This window comes from Actinomycetota bacterium (assembly GCA_036280995.1).
GTDB lineage: Bacteria > Actinomycetota > CALGFH01 > CALGFH01 > CALGFH01 > CALGFH01.
In genome coordinates this window covers 1-3197 of sequence record DASUPQ010000389.1, presented here as the reverse complement: position 1 = coordinate 3197, position 3197 = coordinate 1, and the positions used below count along the sequence as shown (strand labels likewise).

3 protein-coding genes are annotated in these 3197 nt (G+C 68.9%); 1 reads left to right on the top strand and 2 read right to left on the bottom strand.

Features of this window, described 5'->3' with window-relative positions; translation table 11 throughout:
* Together VF468_13030 and VF468_13025 are read right to left on the bottom strand one after the other, a co-directional pair.
* A partial coding sequence (locus VF468_13030) for an alpha/beta fold hydrolase (protein HEX5879219.1) occupies positions 1–756 on the bottom strand: 756 nt, incomplete at its 3' end.
* A gap of 104 nt (positions 757–860) precedes the next feature.
* The gene (locus VF468_13025; GenBank protein ID HEX5879218.1) at positions 861–1802 is read right to left on the bottom strand and encodes a fumarylacetoacetate hydrolase family protein; all 942 of its coding nucleotides are present in this window, start codon (positions 1800–1802) and stop codon (positions 861–863) included.
* Between the two features lie 213 nt (positions 1803–2015).
* Here VF468_13025 and VF468_13020 point away from each other — a divergent pair, with 213 nt between their 5' ends.
* The gene (locus tag VF468_13020; protein ID HEX5879217.1) at positions 2016–3098 is read left to right on the top strand and encodes an adenylate/guanylate cyclase domain-containing protein; all 1083 of its coding nucleotides are present in this window, start codon (positions 2016–2018) and stop codon (positions 3096–3098) included.
* Positions 3099–3197 lie beyond the last annotated feature (99 nt).

Genomic DNA, 3197 nt, shown 5'->3' with positions numbered 1-3197 from the left:
CCGGGAGAACCAGCGACGCGTCCTGGTGACATCCATCATCTTGTCGTCTTGGCCTTGGAGGACGAGGAGCGGGAGCTTCAGGCGGGCCGAGGCGCGCGCGCGTTGACGGTCCAGACGTGCCGTCTCCCAGAAGAACCGGGTCGTCGCCTCCAGCAGGCGCAGCCGGTCTCCTCGAATGAAGTCGACATACGGCCGGTTGGCCGTATACAGCTCCGGCGTCAGCGGAATGGGCAGGCGAGCCGTCGGAGCGACCAGGTGGCCGACGACGACGAAGAGCTGTCGAGTCGGTGACAGGTTGACCCGAGGGAGGAGCCCGGGGCCGAGGAGCAGCAGCCCCGATAGGGAGCCGGGCCGCTGCGCGGCGTAGACGACGGCCAGCTTGGCCGCCCAGCTGGAGGCGGCCAGGAAGATGGGCGTTGTCCGGTGTTCGGAGGAGACCAGCCGCACCATCTCCTCGACGTCGTCCAGCGCACGACCGTAGCGCTCAAGGTGGCCGCGGGGTCCGCCGCTGCGGCCCGAACCACGTCGGTCCGGCCCATAGACAACCACGCCCTGGCTGTTGAGATCGGCGGCTGTCTCCCCGAACCAGCCCGCGTGGCTGGCGATGCCGTGGAGGAAGATGATCGCCGCCCTTGGGGGTGACCGGCCGCTGGACCAGCGAAGGTAGTGGAGATTGATGCCGTCGCTGGCGGCAAGGAACCGGCTCTCGGCGCCCCGGCCGGCCAACGCACCCGCCGACGGGTCAGCGCGGACCATGGCGACGGAACGCGCCGGCGACCTCGGCGACAGGGCAGCTCATAGCCTGCATTCTCGGCCGACGCTCATTCCTGGTCAACCAGACGTTTCCGCAGCATGAGGCCTCATGGGCGGTCCCGTATGGTGACGCGCTGGGTCCCGAGGTCCAGCGCCCCGTCCCCGGTGGCGATCGACGCGGTGACCTGGTCCCCCGCCTTGAGGAAGGCGGGGTTGCGCTCCTGCCGGGAGAAGAACACCCGCCACTTGAGCGGCGTCGGCAGCAGGTCCCCCATCTTCTCGATGACCGCCGGCGGCGCCTGCAGGGCGGTGCCGCCCGGCGTGCCGGTCAAGAGGACATCGCCTGGATCCAGTGGCTGGAACCGGGCCAGCAGCGTCAGCGCGGCCGCCGGCCGGGTGATCATGTCCGCCACCGTCCCGTCCTGGCGCAGCTCGCCATTCACCCACAGCCGCAGCCGCAGCCCGGCCAGCCGCGGGAAGTCCTCTGGGTCGAGCAGGACCAGGCGAGGGCCGGTCGGGGTGAAGGTCGGATAGGACTTGCTCTCGTAGAACTGGCCCTTCTCCAACTGGACATCGCGGGCGGTGACGTCGTTGCACATCACCAGCCCGGCAACGTAGCTGGGCAGGTCGGCTTCGGCCACGGTGGTCCCGACCGTTAGCCGGCGTCGCATGACCAGGCCAACCTCCAGCTCGTAGTCGAGCAGTCGCACATGCCTTGGCCTGACCACGTCGTCGGTGGGCCCGCTCACCGATGCCGAGCTCTTGCGGAAGAACACGGCCGGCGGGCTCTCGCCAAAGCCGGACTCCCGGGCGTGGCCCCGGTAGTTCACCGCCTGGGCCACCACCCGACACGGGGTCGTCACCGGCGACTGCAACACGAGCTGGTCGACCGGCACCCCACCCCGCACGGCCAAGCCGGCCGCTCGCACCGCCTCCAGACCCTCGCCGAGAAGCGCCGCCGTGCTGGGAAGGTCGGCATCAACCGCGAACGCCTCACCTCCGCGCTGGACATACCACCGCCCGGCGGTTCGGATGACGTTGATACTCAGGTGTGCTCCCCCGCCTTACGATCGACACGATTCCTCGGTGTTCGACAACCAAGCATTCGCCGCCATTCGCCGTCTGTGCAGGTCGAACTAGACCCGTTGGTCAGCGACATGGCAAGCGCCACATCCGCCAGGAGACCCAGCATGTCCCTTGAGCACCCGGACGTGTCGTCGTTGCGGCAGCGGATGCAGCACGTCCCTGGGCCGATCCTTGACGTGGGCCTGGCGCTGGTCGTCGCGACCGCGATCCTGATCGCGATCGGCGTGGCCCCCCAGCCGGGCCGGCCCCCCGACGCGCTCGCCTATCTGCTGGGGCTCACGATCGCCGGCCTGGTGCTGGTCCGGCGGCGCTGGCCGGTGGCCGTGCTGGTCGTCTCGGCGGCGGCCCTGCAGCTCTACTACGTACTCGACTACGCCGGCATCCGCCCGGCGGTGCCGCTGTCGGTGGCGCTCGCAACCGCCTGGGCCGCCGGCCATCCCCGCTGGTCACTTGCAGTGGCCGTCTGGTTCACGGGCGGACCGCTGCTGTTTCGAATCTTCGTCGATCCGGAACCGCCGCGGCAGGTGCTCGATGACAGCGTGCCGGATGTGGTGCTCTTTGGGGCCGTGCTGCTGCTCGGAGAGGCAGTGCGGAACCGCCGGGAGCTGGACCTTGAGCGGGAGAAGTCCGAACGGCTGCTCCGCAACGTCCTGCCAGCCTCCATCGCGGCCCGGCTCAAGCAGACCGAGGGAGTGATCGCAGACGGGTTCTCCGACGTCACCGTGCTGTTCGCCGACATCGTCGACTTCACCAGACGAAGCGAGCGGATCGCGCCGGAGCAGGTGGTGGAGGGTCTGAACGACCTCTTTTCGGTATTCGACCAACTCGCTCGGGAGCGGGGGCTGGAGAAGATCAAGACCATCGGTGACGCGTACATGGTGGTTGGAGGCCTGCCAGACCCGCGCCCCGACCACGCCGAGGCGATCGCCGAGATGGCCTTGGCGATGCGCGCGGCGGTGGCCGGGCGCCGCGACCCGAGCGGCCGGCCACTAGCGGTTCGCATCGGCATCGACACCGGCCCGGTGGTCGCCGGCGTCATTGGAACAAGCAGGTTCAGCTACGACCTGTGGGGCGACACCGTGAACACGGCCAGCCGCATGGAGTCCCACGGGGTGCCCGGCTGCATCCAGGTGACGGCCCGCACCCACCAGCGGCTCTGCGATCGCTACCGATTCGAACGGCGGGGACCGATCCAGGTCAAGGGCAAGGGAGAGATCGTCACGTACTTCCTGGAAGGGCGAGCCCAAGAGCGCAGGTAGCGCCACTGCGAATGCTGGGTCCTGGCTGGCAAGGCCGCGTGAGGACTCCGGCCTTGAACTTGTGTCATGAAGTGCGAGATATTACACGCTCGAACGTGA